This is a genomic window from Micromonospora orduensis (genome assembly GCF_006228125.1).
In the GTDB taxonomy this organism is placed as follows: domain Bacteria; phylum Actinomycetota; class Actinomycetes; order Mycobacteriales; family Micromonosporaceae; genus Micromonospora; species Micromonospora orduensis.
This window is the reverse complement of record NZ_VDFY01000183.1, coordinates 1-24,635: the sequence shown is the minus strand read 5'-3', so window position 1 is coordinate 24,635 and position 24,635 is coordinate 1. Positions and strand designations below refer to the sequence as shown.

Genomic DNA, 24,635 nt, shown 5'->3' with positions numbered 1-24,635 from the left:
CTACGGTGAGCCGGTGACGACTTTCCGGATCGGCGCGGCGGCCGAGTTGCTCGGCGTCAGCGCCGACACGATCCGCCGCTGGGTGGACGCGGGGCGGCTGCCCGCCGGGCGCGACGGCCACGGTCATCGGATCATCGAGGGCGTCGACCTGGCCGCCTTCGCCCGCGCTCAGGCCGCCGACCCGGACGCGGGCGCCGGGTTCTCCTCCGCGCGCAACCGGCTGCGCGGCATCGTCGTGGACGTCCGCAAGGACACGGTGATGGCCCAGGTCGACATCCAGGCCGGTCCGTTCCGGGTGGTGTCGTTGATGAGCCGGGAGGCCGTCGACGACCTGGACCTGCGGGTGGGCTCGGTGGCGGTCGCGGTCATCAAGTCGACCACCGTGGTGGTGGAGCGGGCCGCCCCCGCCGCCCCGGCCCGGACGGGGGCCGGCGAATGACCGGGCGGGGTGGGCGTACGACGCTGGCCGCCGTGGCGGCGTTCGCCGTACTGGTGATGGCCGGCTGCGGCGGTGGCGACGACCCGGGTTCCGCGGGCGCGGCCGCGGACGGCCGGGTCACCGGCACGGTGACGGTGTTCGCCGCCGCGTCGCTCACCGAGTCGTTCACCAGGATCGGCAGGGACTTCGAGGCCGCCAACCCGGGCACCACTGTCACCCTCAACCTGGCCGGTAGCTCCGCCCTGGCCAACCAGATCAACCAGGGCGCGCCGGCGGACGTCTTCGCCTCGGCCGCGCCGAGGAACATGACGACGGTGACCGAGGCCGGCAACGCCGACGGCACACCGAGCGTCTTCGCGCGCAACCAACTGGTGATCGCGGTGCCCCGGGGCAACCCGGCTGGGGTCACCGGGCTGGCCGGCCTGACCCGCCCGGGGGTGAAGGTGGCGCTCTGCGCCGACCAGGTGCCCTGCGGCGCGGCGGCCCGGTCGGCCCTCGACGCGGCCGGCGTCACGCTGACCCCGGTGACCCTGGAGCAGGACGTCAAGGGCGCGCTGGCCAAGGTGAGGCTCGGTGAGGTCGACGCCGCCCTGGTCTACCGCACGGACGCGCGGGCGGCGAGCGCCGACGTGACAGGGGTCGAGTTTCCCGAGTCGGCGCGGGCGGTCAACGACTATCTGATCGTCGCGGTGAAGGACGCACCGAACAGGGCCGGCGCCCGGGCCTTCGTCGCGTACGTCCGCTCGGCGCCGGCCCAGGCCGTCCTCGCCGAGGCCGGCTTCCAGGCGCCGTGAGTCGGGCCCTCGGCACCGCCGTACCCCGGCGGCGGGGACGCGTTCCGGCGGCGTTGCTGATCCCTGCCGGGTTCGGGTTGCTCTTCCTCGTCCTGCCGCTGACGGGGCTGGTGCTCCGGGCGCCGTGGACGACGTTGCCGCAGCGGCTCACCGAGCCGGGCGCGCTGACCGCGCTGCGGTTGTCGGTGCAGACCGCGACGCTGGCCACCGTGTTCTGCCTGCTGCTCGGGGTGCCACTGGCGTGGCTGCTGGCGCGGGTCGAGTTCCCCGGCCGACGGCTGGTCCGCGCCCTGGTCACCGTGCCGCTGGTGCTGCCGCCGGTGGTCGGTGGTGTGGCGCTGCTGCTGGTCTTCGGCAGGCGCGGGCTGCTCGGTGGCTGGCTGGACGCCACGTTCGGCGTCACGCTGCCGTTCACCACCGCCGGTGTGGTGCTGGCCGAGTCGTTCGTCGCCATGCCGTTCCTGGTCATCGCGGTGGAGGGTGCGCTCCGGGCGGCGGACCATCGCTACGAGGAGGCGGCCGCCACGCTGGGCGCCGGCCGGTGGACCACCTTCACCCATGTCACGTTGCCGCTGGTGGCGCCGGGGCTGGCCGCCGGGGCGGTGCTCTGCTGGGCGCGGGCGCTCGGCGAGTTCGGCGCCACCATCACCTTCGCCGGCAACTATCCCGGTCGGACGCAGACCATGCCGCTCGCCGTGTACCTGGCGTTGGAGACCGACCTGGAGTCCGCGATCGTGCTCAGCCTGGTGCTGCTCGTCGTGTCGGTGAGCATCCTGGTGGCACTGCGGGACCGCTGGATGACAAGCGCATGAGCCGTCCGCTGCTGGACGCCCGGATCATCGTCGACCGGGGCGCCTTCCGGCTCGACGTCCCGCTGCGGGTCGCACCCGGCGAGGTGGTCGCGCTGCTCGGCCCGAACGGCGCCGGCAAGACCACCGCGCTGCGCGCGCTTGCCGGGCTGCACCCCCTCTCGGCCGGGCACGTCACGCTCGACGGCACCGACCTGGACCGGCCGGCGACAGGCTTCTGGGTGCCCACCGAACGGCGGTCGGTAGGGGTGGTCTTCCAGGACTACCTGCTGTTTCCGCACCTGAGCGCGCTCGACAACGTGGCCTTCGGGCCGCGCCGGCACGGCATCGACAGACGCGCCGCGCGGGCCACGGCCCGGGACTGGCTGGATCGGGTGGGGCTGGCCGATCAGGCGCCGCGTCGGCCCCGGCAGCTGTCCGGCGGGCAGGCGCAGCGGGTGGCGTTGGCGCGCGCGCTGGCCGTGGCGCCGGCGCTGCTGCTGCTGGACGAACCGCTCGCCGCCCTGGACGCCCGCACCCGGTTGGACACCCGCGCGGAACTGCACCGCCACCTGGCCGCGCACCCGGGTGCGACGGTGCTGGTCACCCACGACCCGCTCGACGCGCTCGCGCTGGCCGACCGGCTGGTCATCGTGGAGGGGGGACGGGTGGTGCAGGAGGGCGACGGGCCGAGCGTCACGGCCCGTCCGCGTACCGACTACGTCGCTCGGCTTGTCGGGCTGAACCTCTACCGGGGGCGGGCCGACGGGCACGAGGTACGCGTCGCGCCGGACCTGACACTCGCCGTGGCGGACCGGCTGGCGGGCGAGGCGTTCGTGGCGTTCCGTCCGGCGTCGGTGGCCCTGCATCCGGCCCGACCCGAGGGCAGCCCCCGCAACACCTGGGCGGGCACGGTCGTCGGAGTCCAGCGGCACGGCGACAACGTGCGGGTGCAGCTCGACGGACCGATCGGGGTGGCCGCGGACGTGACGCCCGCGGCCGCCGCCCAGCTACGGCTGACCCCCGGCCAGCGAGTCTGGGTGGCGCTCAAGGCGACGGAGACGCACGCCTACCCGGCCACCGGCTGACGGCGGGAAGGTCGTCGGCGGGGAGGCCGTCGGGTCAGTCCGCGAGCAGGTCGTTGTGCGCGGCGCGCAGCCGGGCCAGCGCCGGATCGCTGCCGGGGACGACCCGACGGTCCAGCTCGGCCCACGCCTCGGCGAGCGCGGCACGGACCGCGCCCAGCTCGGCGGCGTGCCGCTGGCTGCTGAGGCGGTGCTGCTCGTCGAGGCGGCGGGCCCACCCGGCAGTGACCGCGGCGAGGCGGTCGGCGTCGGCGCGGGCCTGTGCGCTACTGCGGGCTGCTGCGGCGGGGACGATCGCGGCGACCGGGCGGGGATCGCCGTCGCGGGTGACGACGGTGACCGCGTCGGTCAGCTCGGCCAGCGCGACGAGCTGACTGAACCGGGTGCGCGCCTCACGCAGCGGCACGGAACGCGGCGGGTCGGGGTGCGGGGTGAGCGCGGGGACGGCCATGGATGCATGGTGCCGCGCGGGTACGACAGAAATTCGCTGTCGTCAGTGGACGGTGGGTGACGAGCCGGTGGGCGCGGCCAGCCATTCGTCCGCCAGCACCGACCAGACCTCCAGGTCGATGCGTCCCCGCGGGCCCGGGTACAGCTGGCGCAGCGTGCCGTCCAGGCGCAGGCCGAGCCGGCCGGCGAGGGCCTTGCTGCGGGTGTTGTCGGCGCTGGTACGCCACTCCACCCGCTGGATGCCGCGCTCGCGGACCGCCCAGTCGATGATCCGGCGGACCGCCGGCGCGACGATGCCCCTGCCCTGCGCCGCCGGCTCCACCCAGCAGCCGACCTCGCAGACGCCAAGCGTCGCGTCGAACGACACGAACATGACGCCGCCGACCAGCGTGCCGCGCCACCACAGCCCCCAGATGCCGCCGCTGTCGCTGGCCCAGCGGTCCGCGTACCGCTGCAACACAGCACGGGCCGACGGCAGGTCGGTGGCGACGAAGGAGGACGCGACCCAGGGCTGGATGTGCTCGCGCGCCCGGTCCAGGTTGGCGAGGAACTCCTCGGCGCGCCACGGGTCCAGCGGGCGCAGTTCGACGTCCTCGGTCAGCGGCAGGGCGAACACCGGGCCTCCACGAAGGTGCGTGTGTGCGACGACGGGTAGCAGGCTCGCACAGGGGCGGAGGTCGGGTGCCAGCCGGGGCGGGCTCAGGCCGGCAGGTGGGTACGCAGGGCGGCGAACTGGGCAACGGTCAGGTACGAGGGGTTGGCGGCCTGCGGCTGACGGAACACCTCCAGGGCGGCGAGCCGGTCGTCGGCGCGCAACAGCGGCCGGGGCACCCGGTCCTGTTCGGCGAGGATGGGCAGGTCCAGTGGCACCGACCAGGGCTGCCTAGGCGCGCCCGGCTCGGCGTCCCCGGTGACCCGGCCGACGCCCCACACCCCGTACGGCAGTCGACCGCGGCTCCCGCTGGCCCAGAAGACCACCGGCTGCCCGGCGCGCATCAGGCGTGCCCGGTAGCCGGGGCGTACGCACCAGCTCGTCACCAGGGGGTCGCGGGCGAAGCGGCCGGTCAGGTCGACCAGGTCGGCGTTGCCCTTGATCAGCCAGGCGCCGAGGTCGTCGAGGCGCACCCGTGGCTCGGTCATCCGCTCATCCTGCCCGCCCGGCGGCAGCCCCAATCAGATGATCATGTGGGTCCAGTAGGTGAGCCAGAGAACGAACAGCGCGCCCTGCACCACGGCGAGCGCAGCGGTCAGCCACACGTCGACGCTGGCGCGGCGGGACCAGCGGGCCAGCACCAGGGCCACCGGAAAGGCGGCGAGCAGGTACCGCAGCAGGCTCTTGTACACCGCCGGACCCATCGACAGCGGCACCAGCACCATGAGGACGCCGTAGACCAGGTAGGCCAGCTCCCGGCGGCGGAACCCGGCGACCAGCACGGCCAGCACGGCCACGGCGAACCACACCCGCGCGGCGTCGCGCGGCTCCCCGGCCAGGCCGCCGAACAGCACAGGCACCGGGTTCTGCACCTCGATCCCCCACCCGGTCCGCTGGGCGTGCTGGTAGGCGAACCAGTCCCCACCCCGCCACCGGCAGTACGCCATGAAGGTGAACCACCCGGCGGGCAGCAGCAGCAACGGCCAGCCAATCCGCAGGTAGCCGAGCAGGGCGCGCGGGCCGAGGCGCCAGTCGTGCTGGCGCAGCAGCACCAGGGCCAGCGGCAGCGCGACGAGCAGGCCGACCGACCGGCTCATCGCCAGGAAGTAGCCGAGCACACCGACCAGCAGCCACTGTCGCCGTTCGGCGTGGTAGAACGCGGCCAGCGCCAGGCAGACGAAGAGCGACTCGGTCAACGCGGCCTGGAACAGGAACGCGGTCGGCAGCAGCACCAGGTACCTGGTGAACCGGCGGGCCGCGCCCGCGTCGCCGAGCAGCAGCTCGGCCAGCCGGTAACCGTAGGCGAGGGCCAGCAGGAACGCGACGTTGCTGATCAGCAGCAGGGCCAGGGCGTTGTCGCCGCCGAGCAGCGCGCCGACCGGTCGGGCCAGGAACGGATACAGCAGGGGGAAGCCGAAATCCCGCCACGGCCCGGTCAGGGGCAGCTCGCTCAGCCGCAGGTAGAGCAGCCCGTCCCAGGCGAACCAGAAGGAGATCCACCGGTGCCCCGAGGTCTCCCGCTGCTGTGCCCACATCAGCGTCTCGTCGGCGGGCGGTGCGCCGGGAATGCCGTCCCAGGCGTGCAGCACCAGCAGCCCGAGGAGGGTCAGCAGCACCTTCGCGCCGACGAACAGGCCGATCACGTACGGCCAGGGCGGCGGAACGCGGCGGACCAGCCGCGCGACGGCCCGGACGCCACCCGCCAACCGGGGGGCCAGCGTCCTCGCGCCGCTTCGCCACCGGTGCATCCGCCCCGCTCCCCCGGTCCGCCGGCCCACCCGCCGCGGGAGGGTGTCGCCCCTGTTGTTGTACGCCGTCGCGCACCCCTCCGGAGCGGAAACACCACGACCGCGAGGTGACATTCCGGGCAGAACGGGTACGCGCCGCGCCTCAACCATCGCGGGCGATCAGGGAGTACGGCGGCATGAGCGAGCAGCACGGCACGGTGGTCATCGGCGCGGGGCCGGCGGGGCTCACGGCGGCGTACGAGCTGCTGCGGCACGGCCGGTCGGTCCAGATCTTCGAGGCCGACGAGGTGGTCGGCGGGATCAGTCGGACCGTGGAGCGCGACGGGTGGCGGTTCGACATCGGCGGGCACCGGTTCTTCACGAAGGTGCCCCGGGTGGAGGCGTTCTGGCACGAGATCCTGCCCGACGAGGACTTCCTGACCCGGCCCCGGATGAGCCGGATCTTCTACCGGGGCGCGCTGTTCAACTACCCGCTCAGCGCGATGAACGCGCTGCGCAACCTGGGACTGCCGGAGGCGGCCCGCTGCCTCGGCTCGTACGCGCGGGCCCGGTTGCGCCCGCCCCGGGACCAGTCGCACTTCGAGGGCTGGGTGTCGGCCCGGTTCGGGTGGCGGCTGTACTCGATCTTCTTCAAGACGTACACCGAGAAGGTATGGGGGATGCCGGCGGACCGGCTGCGGGCCGACTGGGCCGCGCAGCGGATCAAGAACCTGTCGCTGGCCACGGCGATCCGCAACGCGCTGCTGCCCCGTGGCCGCCGCACGGACGTGACCAGCCTGATCGAGGAGTTCCAGTACCCGAAGTACGGGCCCGGGATGATGTGGGAGCGCTGCGCTGAACAGGTCCGCAAGCGGGGCGGACAGCTGTCCACCGGCACCTGGGTGACCGCCGTGCACCGCGACCCGAAGCGGCGGCGGGCGATAAGCGTGACGGTCGACGGGGCGGGTGGGCAGCGCACCGAACCGGCCGACCACGTGATCTCGTCCATGCCGATCTCGGAGCTGGTGACCGCGCTGCGCCCGCCGGCGCCGCCGGAGGTGCTGGCCTGCGCCGCCGACCTGCGCTACCGCGACTTCCTGACCGTCGCGCTCGTGGTGCCGGCGGAATTCTCCTTCCCCGACAACTGGATCTACGTGCACGACCCGGGGGTACGGGTGGGACGGATCCAGAACTTCGGCTCCTGGTCGCCGTACCTCGTCAAGGACGGCCGCACCTGCCTGGGCCTGGAGTACTTCGTGTTCGAGGACGACGACATGTGGCGTACCCCGGATGCCGACCTCGTGGCGCTGGCCACCGCGGAGCTGGAGCGGTTGGGTCTGGTCCGGCCCGGAGTGGTGGAGGCCGGCTACGTCGTGCGCATGCCGAAGGCCTACCCGGTGTACGACGAGAGCTACCAGCACAACGTGGACGTGATCCGCGCGTGGCTAGCCGAGGCGGTGCCGAACGTGCACCCGGTGGGTCGCAACGGCATGCACCGCTACAACAACCAGGACCATTCGATGCTCACCGCGATGCTCACGGTGGAGAACATCGCCACCGGCGGTACGCACGACGTCTGGTCGGTCAACGTGGAGCAGGACTACCACGAGCAGTCGTCCGGCGGCGACGGCCGGCACGGCACGGGCCGGGACGCGCCGGTGCTGCCCAGCCGGATCGTCGCCGCCCCGATCACCACCCCCGAGGGTGTGCGTCCCGCCGGCGACGGCGGCCGGTCGGCGCAGGTGCCGCTGGCCTGACGGGGTCCTCGGCCGACCGACTCGCGGTCAGCCTCGGCGACGCCGTGCCGTCAGGTCCACCGCCGCGGCCGGCCACCGCGGATGGTCGAAGGTGAATCCGGCGTCGGAGAGCCGAGCCGGGGCGACCCGCCGGCTCTTGAACAGCAGTTCGGTGTCCGACCGGAGCGCGAACGCGCCCACCTCGGCCATCCACCTGGTGGCCGGCAGGCCGACCGGCATGCGCCACGCCGAGCGCAGCGCCCGCATGAACTCGCCCTGCGGCAACGCGCCGGGGGCGGCCAGGTTCACCGCGCCGGTCAGGTCGTCGCGTTCGATCAGGAACTGGATGGCGCGGACGAAGTCCTGGTCGTGGATCCACGAGACATACTGCCGACCGCCCGCGACCGGTCCGCCGAGTCCGAGTCGCGCGAGCCAGCTCAGCACGTCGAACACCCCACCCCGGTCGGGGCTCATCACCATGGCCGAGCGCAGTGCGACCTTGCGCGTGTCGGGAGTTGCCGCCCGCTGCTGAGCCTCCTCCCAGTTCTGGGCGATCGTGACGCTGTACGCCCAGTACCCCGGCACGTCGGGCTCGCCACCGCCGATCAGACCGTCGTACTCGTCGTTGGCCGCGTCGAAGCGGTGCGCGTAGATCGTCGCGGTGCTCATCTGCAACCACAGCCCGGGTGGCCGCGCAGCCGCGGCGATGGCCTCACCGATCACCCGCGTCGACCGGATCCGTGAACTCATCATCGCGTCGAGGTGCGCCGGCGTGTACCGGCAGCTCACACTGCGCCCGGCCAGGTTGACCACCACATCGCTGCCGTCGATCTGCTCGACCCAGGGACCAGGGGTGGCGCCGTCCCAGCGGACCTGACCTGGGCCCCGGGGTGAGCGCGTCAACAGCACGACATCGTGGCCCGCCGCGGTCAACGCCCGATCGAGGATCGTGCCGACCTGTCCGGTCCCACCGGGAATGACGACCTTCACGGTCCCTCCACATCGGAGACTCTATTTGAACATGTTCAACAATACCTCCGATGGTACGCCCCGGCCGCCCGGACCACCGGCCCGAGGGAGCGGCTGCGTCACGGCGAGAGATTTCCCGAGCGTCGTGTCGATCCGCGGCCCGCTCGTTCGACGTACGGTGCGAGGGCTGAGAGGCAGCCCCGCCGGACGAGGAGATCGCGATGCCGAGGTACATGCTGATCATGCGGGGCACCGACGAGACGAACGCGGCCATGATGGCGTCGATCGACGAGGCGATGGCCGCGACCGGCCGGTTCATCGAGGAGATGATGAAGGCCGACGTCCTCCTCGCGGCCGAGGGGCTGGACGATCCGGGCCGAGGCGTCGTGGTCGACTTCAGCGGCGAGACCCCGGTGGTGACCGACGGGCCGTACGGAGAGACCAGGGAACTGTTCGGCGGCTACTTCCTCCTCGACGTCGCGTCCACGCAGGAGGCGGTCGAGTGGGCCAAGCGGTTCCCGGCGGTCCCCGGTTCCAAGATCGAGGTCCGCCGGGTGGCCGAGGCCGACGAGGTCCCGCAGATCAGCGAGAGCACCGGCCAGGTCTGATGGGCACGGCCGACGTCGAGGCTGTCTGGCGGATCGAGTCGGCGCGGATCGTCGCCGCGCTGACCCGATTCACAGGCGATTTCGGGCTGGCCGAGGACGCGGCCCAGGAGGCGGTGGCGGAGGCGCTGGTGTCGTGGCCGGTGGCCGCTCCGGCCAATCCGGCCGGCTGGCTGATGGCCGCGGCCCGGCGGCGGGCGATCGACGCGATCCGTCGCCGGACGGCCCTGCGGGACAGGTACGCCCTGCTGGCGGCCGACCCGGCGGTCCACGACGACATCGACCCCGACCGGATCGACGACGACATCCTGGCCCTGATGTTCGTCAGCTGCCACCCGGTGCTCTCCCGCGACGCCCGGGTGGCGCTGACCCTGCGCGTGGTCGGCGGCCTGTCCAGCGAGGAGATCGCCCGGGCGTTCCTCGTGCCGGTGCCCACCGTGCAGGCCCGCATCACCCGAGGCAAGAAGACGATCGCGGCGGCCGGCGTGCCGTTCGAACTGCCGGCCGCCGGCGAGCGCCGGGAACGGTTGGGCGGCGTGCTCAGCGTCCTCTACGTGATCTTCACCGAGGGGTCGACGGCCACATCGGGCGACCACCTGCTGCGCCCCGACCTCGCGTACGAGGCGATCCGGCTGACCCGCACGCTTGCCGTACTCCAGCCGGACGAGGCGGAGGTGCACGGCCTGCTCGCGTTGTGCGAGCTGACGGCCGCCCGCTTCCCGGCCCGGACCGCCCCGGACGGCTCACCGATCCTGCTGGAGGACCAGGACCGCCGGCGGTGGGACGTTCCGGCGATCCGCCGTGGGCTGGCCGCGCTGGCCAGGGCGGCGACCCGCGGCCTCGGCCCCTACGGCCTGCAGGCCGCGATCGCGGCCACCCACGCGTCGGCGCCCTCGGCCGAGGCGACCGACTGGGACCGGATCGTGGTGCTCTACGAGGCGCTCGGCCGGGTCGCGCCCTCGCCGGTGGTCGCGCTCAACCGGGCCGTGGCCGTGGCGATGGCCTCGGGTCCGGCGCCCGCCCTGGCCATCGTGGACGAGTTGATCGCCGCGGACCAGCTCCCCGGTTCGCATCTGGTTCCGACCGTGCGCGGGGAGCTGCTGGTCCGGCTCGGGCGGCGACCGGAGGCGCGCGCCGAACTGGAGCTGGCGGCCCGGCTCTGCGCCAACCAGCGCGAACGCTCGGTGCTGCTGCGCAAGGTGGCCGCGCTGAAGTGACTCCGCCAGCACGGCCCCGGGGGCCGTCCATCGTCCAGTCCTAGTGACGCAGGTGCGTGCAGTGGGCGACGGTGGCGTCGTCCGGGACCTGAGCGTCGGGTGCCTGGGCTTCGGCCTGCCGGACGCGGGTGATGACGCCGGCCGGCCCGCTGGCGCGCAGCAGTTCCAGGACGCCGGGCCAGTCGGTGAGGCCGTACGGGTTGACGATGCGGCTGGCGCCGTTGCTGACCAGCGCCACGCCGTTCAGGTCGGTGAGGGAGCTGCTGCCGGTCACCGCCTCCCGCGCGGCACGCCTGTCGTCCTTCGCGATCCAGTAACCGCCGGGCTTGTTGCGGCGCGCCCGCAGCGCGGTGACGCAGGAGGCGCGGACGCGGTCGTAATCGGGCGTTCCCGGCGCGACGCCGTCCAGGGGTGCCGCGCAGTCGCGCCTGGCGACCACCTCGCGCTCGTCGGTGATCACCAGCGGGCCGGAGCGGGCCTGGTCGAGGATGAGGAAGGAGTCCGCGAGCAGGAGATGGTCCAGGCGTCCCCGGTGGGCGCGGACCAGCGCGACGGTGGCCTGCGGGCTCGCGGGGTCCGCGATGGCACAGGTGTCGGCGTGCTCGGCGGCGACCTCGCCGATGGCGGTGGCGAGGATGGCCGCGAGGTCCTGCCCGTCGTCGCGTGACAGGTGGCCGAGCAGCGTGCCGCCGAGGCGACGCGTGTACCAGGCGACGCCGTGGGAGCAGAGCGCCTCGGCGCCCGGGATGCCGGCGCCGTCCAGCAGCACGACAGCGCCCGGAACAGCACCGACGAAGTCCTCGTTCGGCCGGCCGGCCCTACCGGCGCTCGTCGCCAGGCTGACGCGCACTCGTGGGCTCCTCGGTAGGCGGGGGCGGGGACGCCGGTGCCGTGAGCAGCGACGCGTGCCGGCTCCACAGCCAGCGCAGGTGCTGCTGGAGTTCGTCGGTGGTGGCGACCCATCCGGCGCCCTGGTAGGTGAGGATGCGCCGCACCTCTCCTCCCATGAGGTCGTACGCGGTGGCGCCGGTCTCGGGAACGGGCGTGTGGGGGTCGACGGCCACCGGGACGGGGATGACGGGCAGCCGGACGCCTGCCCTGCTGGCCGCCTTGAGCACGGTGAGATAGGCGCGCGGCAGGTGGTAGGGCGAGACGACCAGCGCGAGGCTGGCGATGTTGAGGTCGCGGACCTGCCGGACGATCCAGTCGGCCTGGAGGCCGGTGTTCGGGGCCGGCTCGGTCTGGAGCACCACCCCGTCGATCCGACGGAGACCGAGACCACGCAGGTGATCGAGGGTGATGTCGGTGTACGTCGCCTCGGCCGGATTCCCGTTCGCCACCAGCAGGTGGCGTACGCGGGGGTTGGCCTCCCAGGAGCGGATGCCCTGGGTGAGTCGCCACTCTTCGCCCTGACCGGTGGCCACGGCGATCGCGTCGACGTGCGCGGCGGCCGACTGGGGCAGAGCGAGGATCACCGTGACGGCCGTCAGCACGTCCAGGAGCTGTCCGCTGGTGAACCCGGCGAGGTCCGCCCCTGCCACGACCCGAGGGGTTGTCACGTCCGACATCTCCCCAGTCTGCGGCACCCGGGGCATCGCCGTGGGTCAGGCGACCCGGACGTCCTGGGCGGGCGAGGCCGGCTCGGGGGTGGACCACTGTGTCCGTCCGGGCAGCAGGAGCGGGGTGGCGAGCAGGAGGACGCCGGACATGGTGATGGCGGCGAGCGGGCTGGTGAGGGTGGCCAGAACACCCCAGGCCACCATGAGGACGGCCTGCAGGAGCTTGCCGGTGGCACTCCACGTGCTGAGGATCCGGGCGGTGTGGTCGACGGGAATCCGTTGCAGGCGTTCGGTGGCGGAGATCGGGTTGAAGATGCCCATGCAGGTGATCAGCAGGCCCTCGACCAGGATCACCGTGACGAGGCCGGGGATGCCGGGGCCGACGAACGCCAGACCGAGTGGGAAGAGCGACCGCAGCCAACCGGAAACGATCATGACCTGGTGCCGACCGTGGCGGGCCACCAGACCCGCGGACAGCCGGGCGCCCACGAAGCCGCCGAGCGCCGGAACGCCGAAGGCGAGACCGTACTGCCAGGCCGGGAAGTGGTACTCGCCCAGCAGGAGGACGGCCAGCAGTGGCGCGGTGGCCATGATGAGGCCACCGACCAGGATCGAGTTGAGAAACAGACCCCGCAGGACGCGGCCGCCGAGGATGAACCGCCAGCCCCGCAGAAGGTCGACGGGGCGCAGTCGGGTGACCCGGTCGCGGGGCGCCGCGACGTCGCCTCCGCCGACGCGCCCGACAGCCAGCGCGGACAGCAGGTAGCTGAGGGCGTCGGCCAGGACGGTGACGACCGGGCCGAGCAGCCCGATGAGCGCACCACCGAGGGGCGGACCGGCAGCGGTCGCCACCCAGCCCGTGCCCTCGAACCGACCGTTCGCCACCAGGAGGTGGTCGCGGCGGACGAGGTGTTTCAGGTACGCGCCGGAGGCCGCGGCGAAGGCGATGCCCGCGGTCCCGGAGATGACCGAGACGACCAGCAGGTGGCCGTAGGAGAGCACACCCAGGGCGTACGCGACAGGCACGCTGGCCATCGCGGCGAACCGGATCAGGTCCATCGCGATCATCACCGGCCGTTTGGCCCGGTGCTCGACCCACGGCCCGAGCGCGAAGGCGACAGTCGCCGAGACGGCGAGCCCGGCCGCGTCCAGGAGCGACACGGCGAACGCCGGCGAGCCCAGCACGTGCACCGCGATCAGCGGGAACGCCCCGAAGGCGATCCAGGTGCCGTAGGTGCTGACCGCGTACGCCGACCACAGCCACCCGACATCGGGCCCCAACCGCACGCGCATGCGACTCCCTCGCGACAACCGATCATCGGGTCACCGGAGCACACCTGGCGCACCCGCCGCAGGTCAAACAACCGCCCGTCGGGCGAGCCACAACGATCGGTTGTGCGTCCGCATAATGGGTCGGTGGATACCGAGGGGGTGCGGTCGTTCGTCCGCGCGGCGGAGCTCGGGCAACTGCAACACGCCGCCGACGAGCTGGGCGTGACGCAGCAGGCCGTGTCGAAGCGGATCGCCGCTCTCGAACGCGAACTCGGCGTGCGGCTGTTCACGCGTACCGCCCGAGGGGTCGAGCTGACACTCGACGGCCAGGCCTTCCTCGCGCACGCCCGGGCCATCGTGGCCGGGGCCGACCGCGCCGTGGCCGCGATCCGGCCGGGCTCGCGGGCCCTGCGGATCGACGTTCTCGGCCTGCGGTCCGCGCAGGCCGTGGTCCTGCACGACTTCTGGCGCGCGCACCCGGAAACCGCCCTCGACGTGGTGACCCTGCGCGTCGACGACCCGCGCGCGGCGGTCGCCGCGGTCCAGGCCGGCGACGTCGACGCGTCGTTCCGCTCGGTGACCGACCCGGCCGTGCTGCCGCGCGACGTACGGATGGTCCACGCTTTCGACTCCCCGCTGGAACTCCTCGTCGGCCCACGACACCCGCTCGCCTCCGCACGGACGCTGACACCCGTCCAGCTGCGCGGGCACCGGATCTGGGTGCCGGGTATCGCGCCGCGAAGCGAATGGGCGGACTTCTACGATCAGCTGGTCACCCACTTCGACCTTCGCGTCGACGCCGCCGGGCCGCACTTCGGCGACGAGGTGCTCCTGGACGTCCTCGCGGACTCCGCCGACGTGGCGACACTCGTCGGCTCGCGCGACAGGTACCTCTGGCCGACGAACCACGACCTGCGCCGCATCCCCATCCAGGACCCGACGCTCGCCTACCCGCTCTCACTCGTCCTCCCCCGGGCGAACCCGCACCCGGGCCTGCGGGCGGTCATCGACCACCTGCGGAGTCTGGCGCCGCTGCCCGTGGATACCTGGCGTCCCTCCTGGGCGACGACGCCCGCCTGAACACAGTCGCACCGCGTCCGGCGGGCCGTGGATCACGCGCCGGTGATGCCGTCCAGGACGGTGGTCAGATTGTGGCTGAAGGTCTCCTCGGCATCGAGGTGGGCGCCGTCGATGACGAGCCGGGCGATCGTGGGGTACCTGCCGGTGTTCAGCATGCGGGTGAGGTACGGGCCGAGGCTGGCCTGCCAGGCGGCCTCGTCGGTGCCTGTGGAACGGGCGGTGCGACGCTCGGTGACCTCCCTGCGGACCGCTCCGATGAGGAAGCCGTTGAGGGCGCCCAGAGCCCGCTGGAGATCGTCGATGCCGCGCACGGCGGGAGACCGGCTCAGCGCCGCCGCGGTCGCCTCGCCCACGGCGAGCGCGTGGGGACCCAGGTGCGGCCTTGCGCCGAGCAGGTCGGAGAACCACTCGTGGTCGAGGGCGGCGCGGCGGGTCGCGTGCGCGATGGCCAGCACCGTGGCCCGCCACTCCGGCTGCTTGTCGACCTCGGCGATCCGGGCGTAGACGGCGTCGACCATCAGATCGAGCAGTTCAGCTTTGTTGAGCACGTAGTCGTACAGCCGCATCGGCCCGACCCCGAGCTCTTTGGCGATCTTGCGGATCGACAGCCCATCGAGGCCGTCCGCGTCGGCGAGCCGGATCGCCGCCGCGGCGATCTTCTCGCGGCTCAACGGCACCGGCACCGCCCGCGGCTGGGGCTCGGGCCGTTCCCAAACGGGCAACGCTTCGCTACCGTACGCTGTATCCACCAATACAGTGTACGGCAAAGGGGTAGGCATGCGAATCGCGATCGCCGGTGGCGGGCTCGGCGGACTGACACTGGCGCGGGTCCTGCACCGGCACGGCATCGACGCGGTGGTGTACGAGCGCGACGCGAGCCGGTCCGCCCGGTCGCAGGGCGGCACGCTCGACCTGCACCCGGAGTCCGGGCAGCGGGCCCTGGCCGAGGCGGGCCTCGCCGACGGGTTCCGGTCGCAGGCGCGGCCTGAGGGCGAGGAGCACCGCATCGTCGACCCGAGCGGTCGGATCCTGGTGCACCACGAGCCGCAACCGGGCTCGTTCTCCGGGCGCCCCGAGATCGACCGCAGCGCGCTGCGTGACCTTCTGCTCGACTCCCTCCCGGGCGACACGGTCGTCTGGCGGCGCCGGCTCGTCGCGGCGACCCCGCGACCTGGCGGCGGTTGGGAACTGGCCTTCGAGGGCGGCCACCGAAGCCACTGCGACATCCTCGTCGGCGCGGACGGCGCGCGCTCGATCGTCCGACCACTGCTCGTCGACGTCGAGCTGTCCCCCGTGTCCGCCGTGGTAGAGCTGATGGTCAGCGACGTGGACCGGCGCCACCCGGGTCTCGCCGAGCTGGTCGGCCCCGGAAACCTGTGGTGCGTCGGCGTGAACCAGATCCTCTCCGCGCAGCGCCTCGGCGACGGCAGCCTCCGCGTCGGGATCTCGCTGCGCGCGGACGACCGCCCCGTCGACACCCTCCGTGACAAGCCCGCTCTGCTGGACATCTTCGCCGGCTGGGACCCCCGCCTCACCGCGCTCATCGAGGCCGCCGACAGCGCGCCGACGCCGCGCCTGATCGAAGCGACGCCCATCGACACGCGCTGGTCCAGCCGGCCGGGCGTCACCCTCCTTGGCGACGCCGCGCACCTCATGGCGCCGGTCGGCGAGGGCGCCAACCAGGCCATGCTCGACGCCGCCGAACTCGCCGGCCGACTCGCCGCCAACCCCGCCGACCCTGACGCGGCGATCCGGTCGTACGAGGACGCGATGTTCGCCAGGATCCACCCGATCGCCGAGATGTCCGCACGGGTGCAGGCGATGATGCTGTCCCCCACCGCGGCGGACGACATCGTCCGCTTCTTCACTCCCCGAGCCGCCGAACCGGCGTCCACGACCTGAGGCGCCATGCCACCAGACGCGGACCGCTTTCCCGTACGCGAGGTAACGGCTTCCCCCTCCCAGCGGATCGATCTTCGTCCCGTATCGCCGACCGTCGAGGTATCGCAGGGCCGCGACACCGCGGCCGGATCGGGAGGACGAACATGCGCAGAACACTCGGGTGGGGAATGGTCGCGGCGACCGTCATCGCGGTGGCGGGGGCACCGGTCGGGGCGGCCGACCGCAGCCCGGCCCGGCTGACCGGGTCGGCGGAGTTCGCCCTCCCGTACGGGCAGGACGACGACGTGCGGTCGTTCGCCTTCGACGTCCGGTCGGTGCCGTACAGCCGACCGATCCCGCTTCCCGGCGGGGAGAACGGCTCGCCGGCCGACGCCACCGGTACTGTCCGGGTCGCACACCGGCTGGCCACGCAGGGCATCACCGTACGGTTCGAAGCGGCGGTCGACTGCATGATCACGAGCCCTGGTCATGCGACCCTCACCGCCATCGTCACCCGCGCCGACGAGCAGGCCAGCGACTTCCTCGGCAAGCGGGTCGGATTCAGCGTGCAGGACGGCGGTCGCAACCGGGACCGGGTCGGCTTCACCTGGGCGGCGAGCGCCGACCAGAACGAGGCGGGCCAGTGGGGTCCGTCCCGGATCGGCACCTGCCTCGCGCCTGCCGCGTTCGCCACCGTGACGCACGGGGACTACCGGGTGCGGCACGCCGAGCTGACGGCCCCACCGGCCGACAACTGACCGGCCGCGGCGGCGGGACCACGGCGGGGCGGGTGGATCGCCCCGCCGTGGCGTCACCCGGACCGGCCCGACGACCCCGTGTTGCCGCCGTCGGGTGCGCGGCGGGCGTACGAGACGGTGGCCGCGCGACGACACCTCCCGCCCACGGTGGGTTCGACTCCCCGCCGGAGGGAGTGCCGCCGCGCATAGGGTCGGGTGGACACGACTCCTTTCGCCAGACCAGGACGGTGCAGGACATGGAGCACGGCACCCGCGACGAGATGCTGCGCCGCCTGGCTGACGCGGTCGGCAGCGTCGCGGCCGCCCACCCGACGCGGGTCGCCGTCGACGGACCGCCCGCGACAGGCAAGACCACCCTCGCCGACGAACTGGCCGTCGTCCTGCGCGAACAGGGCCGCGACGTCATCCGGGCGACGATCGATGATTTCCTCTTGCCCCGGGCACAGCGCTATCCGCGCGGGGAGTACTCGGCCGAAGGCTGCTACCACGACACCCACGACCGTGACGCGCTGAACCGCGTTCTGCTCGATCCGCTCGGCCCGGGCGGAGATCGGCGCTTCCAACCCGCGGTCTACGACCACACGACGGACGCCGTCCTGTCCCCGCCGGTCACGAGCGCCCCCGCCGACGCCGTGCTGCTCTTCGACGGCGTCTTCCTCATGCGCCCGGAACTGATCGACCGGTGGGACCTGCGCATCTTCGTGTCGACCACGCTCGAGAGGACCGTTGAGCGTGCCCTGATCCGAGAGAGCCGGGTGTCATCTCGGGCCGACGTCGAACGGCGCTGGCGCGAGCGCTACATCCCCTCCCAACGGCTCTACCTCGCTGCCGTCCGCCCGACCGATCGCGTCGACATCATCGTGCACAACGACGAGCCCCAGCGGCCGGTCTGGGAGACCCGTACACGCTGACCGTCGTGCGCTAGCGTGCCGCCTCATGGAGTACAGCACCGTACGCACTGAACGCCTCGTGCTTCGCCCGGTGCGGGACGAGGACGTCGACCGGATCCTGGAGTACCGCAATCTGCCGCAGGTCACGCGCTGGCTTCTCCGCACGCAGGTCGACCCGGCATCCTTCCGGGCGGCGTGGCAACGCGCGGCCGCGGACCCCGACGACCACAGCATGGCGGCCACGCTCGACGGCGTGGTGATCGGAACCGTCTCGCTCGAGGTCGTCGACGGCATGGGTCAACCCGGCATGCCACCACGGACCGAGGCGCACCTCGGCTACACCTTCGATCCCGCCTACGGCGGCCACGGGTACGCGACCGAGGCGGTCACCGCGATGGTGGCGCACGCCTTCGACCGGCTCGGCATTCGGAGGATCACCGCCGGCTGTTTCGCGGACAACCTCGCCTCGGTGCGCATCCTTGAGAAGGTCGGCATGCGTCGTGAGCAGCACGGCGCCGGCGATTCCTGGCACGCCGAGCTGGGCTGGGTGGACGGCTACACCTACGGCCTCCTCGCCGACACATGGCGTCGAGAGGCAGCCCGGTAGGGCACTGGAGCGAGCTTGTCCCACCTCTGTGCTCCACTCCCGTCATGCATGTCGTCGTCACCGGCGCACTCGTGGAAAACGGCGCGGTCCTACTGGTACACCGCAGCCCGACCCGCCGGGCATTCCCAGATCTCTGGGATCTACCAGGGGGCCATGTCGAAGCCGGTGAGTCGGAACTACAGGCCCTCGCGCGTGAGATGCGCGAGGAACTCGGCGTTCAGATTGTGGCGGAGTCCGCCTCACGGTTGGGTGACCTGCATTCCGGCAGTGGTGAGGACGCCGTTCGCGTGGGCGTCTGGCAGGTTGGAGACTGGGTTGGCTCTCCGACCAACCGTGCGCCCGACGAGCATGACGACATCGCGTGGGTCGGATTCAGCGAGCTGGGCGGCCTTCCCCTCGTACATGGCGGCCTGGTGGCACTGGTTCGTGCTCTGCCTGGGCGTGAGCGCGCCCGCAGGTGATGTTGTCGGCGCGCTCGGGATGCCGGAGACGATGTCGAGGACCGGGCAGGAAAACGCTTACCAGAGGACCATTGACGGTCGTCACTGGCTGTCAGTACCGTGGTGCGGGCAGCGAGAAAGCGCTTTCCGACCCTCACCGTCCGACAGGGAGCGCCCCCATGCCCCGACACCTCCGTGCGTTCGGCCTCATCCTGCTCGCCATCGCCGCCGTGGTGAGCACCACCACCGCCCTGCCCGCCGAGGCCGCCCCGCGCTTCCGGGTACTGGTCTTCTCCAAGATCACGAACTTCTACCACGACTCGATCCCGGCCGGCGTGACCGCGATCCAACAACTCGGCGCCGCGAACAACTTCGAGGTGGTCGCCACCACCGACGCGGGCGCGTTCACGGACGCCAACCTCGCCACCTTCGACGCCCTGGTGTTCAACAACACCAACTCCACACCCGCCTCCGGCGACCTGCTCAACGCCAGCCAGCGTGCGGCACTGCAGACGTTCATCCGCAACGGCGGCGGCTGGGCCGGCCTGCACGCCGCCTCGGCCAGCGAACGCGACTGGCAGTGGTACGAGGGCCTGGTCGGCACGATCTTCGACTACCACCCCGACTTCTCCGCCACCGGCGGCACCTTCCCCGGTCGGGTCAAGGTGCTCGACCGGGCCCACCCCTCCACCCGTAACCTGCCGGAGCTGTGGGAGCAGAGCGAGGAGTGGTACAACTGGCGGACCAACCCGACAGGCAACGTGCACACCCTCGCGCAGATCAAGGTGCGCGACGGGATCAACGGCCTGGACGAGGGCGTCGACCACGCGTACTCCTGGTGTCAGCGCTACGACGGCGGCCGCTCCTGGTTCACGGCCGGCGGTCACGCCAGCGCCCAGTTCACCTCCGCGCCCTTCCTGGAGCACCTGCGCTACGGCATCGAGTGGGCCGCCGGCGCCGTCGCCGGCGACTGCTCGGCCACCGAGACCGGCAACTTCGAGCGGGTGGGGCTGGTCACCGAGAACCTCGCCGACCCGTTCGAGCTGGCCGTCGCGCCGGACCGGAAGGTCTACTACATCCAGCGCACCGGCGCGTTGAAGGTCGTCAACTCCGACACCCTCCAGGTCACCACGCTGCTGGACTTCGCGTACACCTCGGCGATGACCGACCAGTCCGACGGGCTGCTCGGCATGACCCTGGACCGCAACTTCGCCAGCAACGGCTGGGTCTACCTGCTCTGGTCGGACAAGACCCTCAAACAGCTCAACCTGTCCCGGTTCACCATCGCCAACAACAGCGTCGCGCTCTCCTCGGAGAAGCGCCTGCTGGCCATCCCCACCTACCGCGGCGAGGGCCGGGCCAACTCGCACATGGGCGGGTCGCTGGCCATGGACGCTACCGGGCGGCTCTACGCCGCGATCGGCGACAACACCGACCCGTTCGCCTCCAGCGGCTACACCCCGATCGACGAGCGCGCCGGCCGGGCCGCCTGGGACGCCCAGGGCACCGCCGGCAACACCAACGACCTGCGCGGCAAGATCCTGCGGATCACCCCGCAGGCCGACGGTACGTACACCATCCCGAGCGGCAACCTCTTCCCCGCCGGCACCGCGAAGACCCGGCCGGAGATCTACGCGATGGGCATGCGCAACCCGTTCCGGATCACCATCGAGCCGCAGACCAACGCCGTGCTGGTCGCCGACTACGGGCCGGACGCCCGCGCCGCCGACCCCAACCGTGGTCCGGAGGGGACCGTCGAGTTCAACCGGATCACCGCCGCCGGCAACTTCGGCTGGCCGTACTGCGTGGGCAACAACATTCCGTTCAACGACTACAACTTCGCCACCAGCACCTCCGGGGCGAAGTTCACCTGCGCGGCGCCGGTCAACAACTCCCCCAACAACACCGGTCTGACCAACCTGCCGGCGTCGAAGTCGGCACTGGTCTGGTACGCGTACTCCGCCTCCACCCAGTTCCCCGAGGTGGGAACCGGCGGCGGCGGGCCGATGAGCGGCCCGGTCTACGACTACGACCCGGCGAACACCCGCACCACCAAGTTCCCCGAGTACTTCGAGGGCAAGTGGATCACGTTCGAGCTGACCCGCAGGTGGTTCAAGACGCTCTCGATCCACAAGACGGCGCAGACCTTCAGTAACGCGCGCTTCGGTCCCACCGCCGTCGGTGATCTCCAGTCGATCAACGGGATCTTCGACAACATGAGCTGGATCCAGCCCTTCGAGGCCGAGTTCGGCCCGGACGGGTCGCTCTACGTCATCGACTTCGGCGAGGGCACCGGCAGCGGTCGCGGCGGCAGCAACGCCGGCGCGGGCATCTACCGCATCGACTACGTGGCCAACGGCAGGCCGCCGAGCGTGAAGATCGCCGCCACCCCGGACAGCGGACGCACGCCGCTCGCGGTCAGCTTCTCCTCGGCCGGCACGGCCGCCGGTGACGGCTCGGCACTCAGCTACGCCTGGGACTTCACAAACGACGGCACCACCGACTCCACCGCCGCCAACCCGAACTTCACCTACTCGACGGCCGGAAAGTTCACCGCCCGGCTGACCGTGCGCAACAGCGGCAACGGGCTGGCCGCCACCACGGTCACCGACGTGGTGGTCGGCAACACCCGGCCCACGGTGACCATCACCGTGCCCGACGGCGGGTTCTTCGACTTCGGCGACAAGATCCCGTACACGGTGACGGTCACCGACCCGGAGGAGACCACCATCGACTGCGCCAAGGTGACGGTGCAGACGCAGCTCGGCCACGACTCACACGCCCACCCGCTGGACGTCTACACCGGCTGCTCGGGCCTGCTCGCCACCGAGGCGGACGCCGGCGACGGTCACGGGCCGGGACAGAACCTCTACACCCTGATCACCGCGCAGTACACCGACGGTGGCGCGGCCGGCGGCGTACCGGCGCTCACCGGCTCGACCCGGGTGCAGTTGCAGCCCAAGAGCAAGGAGGCCGAGCACTTCAGCGGCCAGTCCGGCCTGGTCGTGAACGACCGGGCCACCGCCCGCGCCGGCAAGCGGCTCGGCGACGTCGACCACAACGACTGGGCGGCGTACGGGCCGGTGGACCTGCGCAACATCGGCTCGGTGACGCTCGGGGTGACCAACGGCGGCCTCGGCGGCACCATCGAGCTGCGGGCTGGCTCACCCACCGGCACGCTGATCGGCGCCACCGCCGTCGCCTCGACCGGCGGCTGGGACAACCTGGTCTCGCCGACGGTGACGCTGACCAACAAACCCGCCGGCACGACCACCCTGTACGTGAGGTTCGTCAACACCGCCCAGGTCGGCGGCACACCGGACCTGCTCTCGCTGGACTGGCTGCGGTTCAACGGGGCCGGCGTCAAGCAGGAACCGGGCGGGACGCTGTCGCTCGCGGCCAATCCAGCCAGCGGCGCCGCGCCGCTGACCACCACGCTGACGGCCACCGCGACGGTGCCCTCCGGGCAGAGCATCACCGACTACGCGTGGGACTTCGGCGACAACAGCGCCGTCACGCACGGGGCGACGCTGCGGTCGACGAGTCACAGCTACCCCCGAAAGGGCACCTACACCGCCCGGGTCACGACCACCTACACCAGCGGAGAGACCCGCTCGATCAACCTGACCGTCACGGTCACCTGATTGCGGATCGGTGGCGGGCGGGCCAACCCGCCCGCCACCGCCCACATCCCAGGTCAGAGACACGTACGTCTAGAGGTCCTGCCTGACCTCCGCGATGTCCAGATCCAGCAACAGGCCGAAGAGGTAGCCGACAACCTCCTCGTCCCTGATGAGAACGAAGACCTGCGGCGCTTCCGCCACGACAGCCGTCGGGAGCTCGGGCATCGACGGATCGGGCATCGACCACAGCTTTCTCGGCCCGCAGCGCTTTTCCGGCTTCGGAGGCAGGTACCTGAGCGAACCTCCGGACGAAGCCAAGTGCTGTGACGTAGTGCCCACACCCAGGGCCAACGAATCCGACAGCCAATCCCTACAGTCGGGCCATGAGCACCGACGAAGGCGTGCGGGTCTGGCTCCGCCGGCAGGGAGCGGAGCAGATCGCGCATCCCGGCGGCAACCTGTACGCCCACCTGTGTCGTGTCAGCGAACGACTGGCCCTGCTCGGCTGCGGCAGTGACGTGCAAGCGGCGGGCCTCACCCACGCCGTCTACGGCACCGACGGCTTCGATCTCGCTCTGCTTGATCCGGCCGATCGTGCGGTGCTGCGGGATCTCGTGGGTGCCGACGCCGAGGAACTTGTCTATCTGTACGGCGCCTGCGACCGTGGGCGTAGCTGGCGGGAGCTGGCCAAGACCGGCCAGGTGTCCGACCGCTTCACAGGCCAGGTGCGAACGCCGAATGCGGCTCAACTGCGGTCGCTCGTGGACCTGAGCATCGTCAACGAACTGGACGTCATCGAGCAGGATCCGGCCGTGGCGGCCCGGCACGGCGCCTACTTCCGGGAACTGTTCGCCTCCTGGGCCGCACTCGCCCGCGAGCAGGTCATCCGCGATGCGCAGCGGGTATTGCACCGTGACTAACGGTCGCGCACGCATACGAGCCGTCTACCCCGGCAGCTTCGATCCCTTCACTCCCGGGCATGCGGATGTGGTGAACCGAGCACGCAAGATCTTCGACGAAGTGGTCGTGCTCGTCGCTGTCAACAGCTCCAAACATCCGGGTCTCGGCGAAGAGGAACGAGCGGCCGCGGTCCGGGCAATTCTGCCGGCCGGCTGGACCTCCGTCACTGTTGCGGCATGGAGTGGGCTTACCTCCACCTACTGCCTTCGCCACGACATCGGAGTAATCGTCCGCGGTGTGCGGAACACGACCGACCTTCGGACCGAGTATCAGCTCGCCGCAATGAACTGGTCGCTGGGGTTCCCCACCGTGTTTCTGCCCGCGCAGCCCGAACTGGCCGCGGTGTCGTCGACAGTGGTCCGCACATTGAAGAGATGACCTGATCCAGCGAGCGTGCGGCGCGTGACCGTCGGGGCCCACTCGCTCAACCTGATCATCACACTCACCGGTGGCGTGCGGGCCAACGCCGCCCGCCACCAACGGCAGTTCCAGCCCGGCGACCGAGTCCTCGGTAATCGTCATCGACGTGACCCGGCGCTGACGAAAGCGACCCGACAACGATTCGCCTACTGCCGTTGCAGTACTAGGCTTCCGCCATGCTGATCATCGAAGGCGCGGGGCGGTGGACCACACCCACCGGGGCCGCCAACGACTGGGTCGAACACCTGAGAGTGCCGGGCCTGTCGGTGGGAACGTACTGCATCCCGGCGGGCGGTCCCGACGATCAGAGCCCGCACACCGAGGATGAGATCTACGTGGTCACCGCAGGGCGGGCCCGGATCGTGACCCCGGACGGCGCGGCCGAGGTGGGCCCGGGTTCGGTGATCTTCGTGCCGGCCGGTGAGGAGCACCGGTTCGTCGAGGTGACCGAGGACCTGGCGCTGCTGGTGGTGTTCGGCCCGGCGTACGGCTCGCGTGCTCCGGGTCGGCGCGCCGAGTAGGGCGCCCGAAGTCGCGAACCCTGAGACCGGCGCTAGCTTGATATTTAACCTGCTGGGCGGTGGTATCGACCCCGGCTGATCATGACGACAGCCCTTGATCGATCATTCCTCTTGTCTAGGGAAGAAGATCGCAAACCAAGGGCTGTCTGGTGATCAGTGTGC

General features: G+C 71.7%; 27 protein-coding genes. 17 read left to right on the top strand and 10 right to left on the bottom strand.

The features are described 5' to 3' along the window. Positions 1-13 precede the first annotated feature (13 nt). The 4 genes from FHG89_RS20505 to FHG89_RS20490 are packed head-to-tail and all read left to right on the top strand — an operon-like array spanning position 14 to position 3,109. Positions 14-439 (top strand): TOBE domain-containing protein, encoded by a 426-nt coding sequence (locus FHG89_RS20505; protein WP_139586029.1) that lies wholly within the window; start codon positions 14-16, stop codon positions 437-439. Then, positions 436-1,233 carry a molybdate ABC transporter substrate-binding protein gene (gene modA / locus FHG89_RS20500; protein ID WP_139586028.1) on the top strand — a complete coding sequence of 266 codons (798 nt, stop codon included), beginning with the start codon at positions 436-438 and terminating at the stop codon, positions 1,231-1,233. The genes FHG89_RS20505 and modA overlap by 4 nt, the downstream gene beginning before the upstream one ends. Beyond that, on the top strand, positions 1,230-2,045 hold the full coding sequence (locus FHG89_RS20495) for an ABC transporter permease (RefSeq protein ID WP_139586027.1): 816 nt from the start codon (positions 1,230-1,232) through the stop codon (positions 2,043-2,045). The genes modA and FHG89_RS20495 overlap by 4 nt, the downstream gene beginning before the upstream one ends. Next, the gene (locus FHG89_RS20490; protein WP_139586026.1) at positions 2,042-3,109 is read left to right on the top strand and encodes an ABC transporter ATP-binding protein; all 1,068 of its coding nucleotides are present in this window, start codon (positions 2,042-2,044) and stop codon (positions 3,107-3,109) included. The genes FHG89_RS20495 and FHG89_RS20490 overlap by 4 nt, the downstream gene beginning before the upstream one ends. 34 nt (positions 3,110-3,143) lie before the next feature. Here the strand turns inward: FHG89_RS20490 and FHG89_RS20485 are convergent, their stop codons facing one another. The 4 genes from FHG89_RS20485 to FHG89_RS20470 form a co-directional block, all read right to left on the bottom strand. Continuing rightward, a complete protein-coding gene (locus tag FHG89_RS20485; RefSeq protein ID WP_139586025.1) occupies positions 3,144-3,557 on the bottom strand; it encodes a type II toxin-antitoxin system Phd/YefM family antitoxin in 414 nt (137 codons plus the stop codon). Positions 3,558-3,599: 42 nt separating this feature from the next. Further along, on the bottom strand, positions 3,600-4,172 hold the full coding sequence (locus FHG89_RS20480) for a GNAT family N-acetyltransferase (protein WP_139586024.1): 573 nt from the start codon (positions 4,170-4,172) through the stop codon (positions 3,600-3,602). Between the two features lie 83 nt (positions 4,173-4,255). Continuing rightward, on the bottom strand, positions 4,256-4,696 hold the full coding sequence (locus FHG89_RS20475; RefSeq protein ID WP_139586023.1) for an EVE domain-containing protein: 441 nt from the start codon (positions 4,694-4,696) through the stop codon (positions 4,256-4,258). 33 nt (positions 4,697-4,729) lie between these two features. After that, on the bottom strand, positions 4,730-5,956 hold the full coding sequence (locus tag FHG89_RS20470; RefSeq protein ID WP_244295663.1) for a hypothetical protein: 1,227 nt from the start codon (positions 5,954-5,956) through the stop codon (positions 4,730-4,732). A 176-nt stretch (positions 5,957-6,132) separates the two neighbouring features. Between FHG89_RS20470 and FHG89_RS20465 the strand changes: the two genes are divergently transcribed. Further along, positions 6,133-7,692, top strand: coding sequence for an NAD(P)/FAD-dependent oxidoreductase (locus FHG89_RS20465; RefSeq protein WP_139586022.1), 1,560 nt, complete (start codon positions 6,133-6,135; stop codon positions 7,690-7,692). 27 nt (positions 7,693-7,719) lie between these two features. Here FHG89_RS20465 and FHG89_RS20460 read toward each other — a convergent pair whose 3' ends face one another. After that, positions 7,720-8,661 (bottom strand): DUF1731 domain-containing protein, encoded by a 942-nt coding sequence (locus tag FHG89_RS20460; RefSeq protein WP_139586021.1) that lies wholly within the window; start codon positions 8,659-8,661, stop codon positions 7,720-7,722. A 200-nt stretch (positions 8,662-8,861) separates the two neighbouring features. Between FHG89_RS20460 and FHG89_RS20455 the strand changes: the two genes are divergently transcribed. Together FHG89_RS20455 and FHG89_RS20450 are read left to right on the top strand one after the other, a co-directional pair. Beyond that, positions 8,862-9,248 carry a YciI family protein gene (locus tag FHG89_RS20455; RefSeq protein ID WP_139586020.1) on the top strand — a complete coding sequence of 129 codons (387 nt, stop codon included), beginning with the start codon at positions 8,862-8,864 and terminating at the stop codon, positions 9,246-9,248. Continuing rightward, positions 9,248-10,462: an RNA polymerase sigma factor gene (locus FHG89_RS20450; protein WP_139586019.1), complete on the top strand. Its 1,215-nt coding sequence runs from the start codon at positions 9,248-9,250 to the stop codon at positions 10,460-10,462. The genes FHG89_RS20455 and FHG89_RS20450 overlap by 1 nt, the downstream gene beginning before the upstream one ends. Before the next feature lie 40 nt (positions 10,463-10,502). Here the strand turns inward: FHG89_RS20450 and FHG89_RS20445 are convergent, their stop codons facing one another. From FHG89_RS20445 to FHG89_RS20435, 3 genes are read right to left on the bottom strand one after another with little or no spacing between them, the layout of a single operon-like run. Continuing rightward, positions 10,503-11,312 carry a hypothetical protein gene (locus FHG89_RS20445; RefSeq protein WP_208761032.1) on the bottom strand — a complete coding sequence of 270 codons (810 nt, stop codon included), beginning with the start codon at positions 11,310-11,312 and terminating at the stop codon, positions 10,503-10,505. Next, positions 11,281-12,030 (bottom strand): YdcF family protein, encoded by a 750-nt coding sequence (locus FHG89_RS20440; protein ID WP_139586018.1) that lies wholly within the window; start codon positions 12,028-12,030, stop codon positions 11,281-11,283. Before FHG89_RS20440 ends, FHG89_RS20445 begins: the two co-directional genes overlap by 32 nt. A 36-nt stretch (positions 12,031-12,066) precedes the next feature. After that, positions 12,067-13,314 (bottom strand): MFS transporter, encoded by a 1,248-nt coding sequence (locus FHG89_RS20435; protein WP_139586017.1) that lies wholly within the window; start codon positions 13,312-13,314, stop codon positions 12,067-12,069. 123 nt (positions 13,315-13,437) lie between these two features. Here FHG89_RS20435 and FHG89_RS20430 point away from each other — a divergent pair, with 123 nt between their 5' ends. Further along, positions 13,438-14,373 carry a LysR family transcriptional regulator gene (locus FHG89_RS20430; protein ID WP_139586016.1) on the top strand — a complete coding sequence of 312 codons (936 nt, stop codon included), beginning with the start codon at positions 13,438-13,440 and terminating at the stop codon, positions 14,371-14,373. 32 nt (positions 14,374-14,405) lie between these two features. Here the strand turns inward: FHG89_RS20430 and FHG89_RS20425 are convergent, their stop codons facing one another. Beyond that, the gene (locus FHG89_RS20425) at positions 14,406-15,122 is read right to left on the bottom strand and encodes a TetR/AcrR family transcriptional regulator C-terminal domain-containing protein (RefSeq protein ID WP_244295661.1); all 717 of its coding nucleotides are present in this window, start codon (positions 15,120-15,122) and stop codon (positions 14,406-14,408) included. Between the two features lie 28 nt (positions 15,123-15,150). Here FHG89_RS20425 and FHG89_RS20420 point away from each other — a divergent pair, with 28 nt between their 5' ends. From FHG89_RS20420 to FHG89_RS20395, 6 genes are all read left to right on the top strand, one after another. Next, the gene (locus FHG89_RS20420; RefSeq protein ID WP_139586014.1) at positions 15,151-16,275 is read left to right on the top strand and encodes an FAD-dependent oxidoreductase; all 1,125 of its coding nucleotides are present in this window, start codon (positions 15,151-15,153) and stop codon (positions 16,273-16,275) included. A 143-nt stretch (positions 16,276-16,418) separates the two neighbouring features. Continuing rightward, a complete protein-coding gene (locus FHG89_RS20415; protein WP_139586013.1) occupies positions 16,419-17,012 on the top strand; it encodes a hypothetical protein in 594 nt (197 codons plus the stop codon). Positions 17,013-17,248: 236 nt separating this feature from the next. Further along, the gene (locus tag FHG89_RS20410; protein WP_139586012.1) at positions 17,249-17,923 is read left to right on the top strand and encodes a cytidylate kinase family protein; all 675 of its coding nucleotides are present in this window, start codon (positions 17,249-17,251) and stop codon (positions 17,921-17,923) included. A gap of 25 nt (positions 17,924-17,948) precedes the next feature. Next, positions 17,949-18,509: a GNAT family N-acetyltransferase gene (locus FHG89_RS20405; RefSeq protein WP_139586011.1), complete on the top strand. Its 561-nt coding sequence runs from the start codon at positions 17,949-17,951 to the stop codon at positions 18,507-18,509. A 44-nt stretch (positions 18,510-18,553) separates the two neighbouring features. After that, positions 18,554-18,970 (top strand): NUDIX domain-containing protein, encoded by a 417-nt coding sequence (locus FHG89_RS20400; RefSeq protein ID WP_139586010.1) that lies wholly within the window; start codon positions 18,554-18,556, stop codon positions 18,968-18,970. Between the two features lie 158 nt (positions 18,971-19,128). Next, positions 19,129-22,593: a ThuA domain-containing protein gene (locus FHG89_RS20395; RefSeq protein WP_139586009.1), complete on the top strand. Its 3,465-nt coding sequence runs from the start codon at positions 19,129-19,131 to the stop codon at positions 22,591-22,593. A 69-nt stretch (positions 22,594-22,662) separates the two neighbouring features. Here the strand turns inward: FHG89_RS20395 and FHG89_RS34160 are convergent, their stop codons facing one another. Next, the gene (locus FHG89_RS34160) at positions 22,663-22,797 is read right to left on the bottom strand and encodes a hypothetical protein (protein WP_280116077.1); all 135 of its coding nucleotides are present in this window, start codon (positions 22,795-22,797) and stop codon (positions 22,663-22,665) included. A gap of 158 nt (positions 22,798-22,955) precedes the next feature. On the opposite strand from FHG89_RS34160, the gene FHG89_RS20390 reads away from it, so the two are divergent. From FHG89_RS20390 to FHG89_RS20380, 3 genes are all read left to right on the top strand, one after another. Continuing rightward, positions 22,956-23,492: a DUF6817 domain-containing protein gene (locus tag FHG89_RS20390; RefSeq protein WP_139586008.1), complete on the top strand. Its 537-nt coding sequence runs from the start codon at positions 22,956-22,958 to the stop codon at positions 23,490-23,492. After that, positions 23,485-23,910: a pantetheine-phosphate adenylyltransferase gene (gene coaD / locus FHG89_RS20385; protein WP_244295659.1), complete on the top strand. Its 426-nt coding sequence runs from the start codon at positions 23,485-23,487 to the stop codon at positions 23,908-23,910. The genes FHG89_RS20390 and coaD overlap by 8 nt, the downstream gene beginning before the upstream one ends. A 218-nt stretch (positions 23,911-24,128) precedes the next feature. Then, positions 24,129-24,473, top strand: a complete 345-nt coding sequence (locus tag FHG89_RS20380; RefSeq protein ID WP_139586006.1) for a cupin domain-containing protein — start codon at positions 24,129-24,131, stop codon at positions 24,471-24,473. The last annotated feature ends 162 nt before the right edge of the window (positions 24,474-24,635 follow it).